At 53.5% G+C, this 273-nt stretch carries 1 protein-coding gene; it reads left to right on the forward strand.

All coding sequences use genetic code 11. The annotated features are described in order from the left end of the window. Nucleotides 1-233: hypothetical protein (locus EOD29_RS36640; protein ID WP_127248818.1), on the forward strand; the 233-nt coding region annotated here is incomplete at its 5' end. Nucleotides 234-273: the final 40 nt, after the last annotated feature.

Genomic DNA, 273 nt, shown 5'->3' on the forward strand with positions numbered 1-273 from the left:
AGGGGATGGATGTATATGTAGCCACCAAGGAGGACGGCACCGGTAGAGTTAATGTCGAAGTTCTTCCAGATGATTCTGCTACAACTACGGACAAGGTGTGGCCAGTCATCGCCCTGCCGGCGCTTGGCGCCAAGCCTACCGATACTACTAAACAGCCGCCCGACCCACCGTTGTGGGTCGTGATAGAACTGAATGGCCAGAAGAGTGCCATACAAAAGCTTTTGATCGTCTGACTCCGGAGAGATCACGCTCAATTCGAGAGCCAATGGTCTG

Origin of the sequence: Mesorhizobium sp. M1A.T.Ca.IN.004.03.1.1 (genome assembly GCF_003997555.1) — a bacterium.
Lineage (GTDB): Bacteria > Pseudomonadota > Alphaproteobacteria > Rhizobiales > Rhizobiaceae > Mesorhizobium.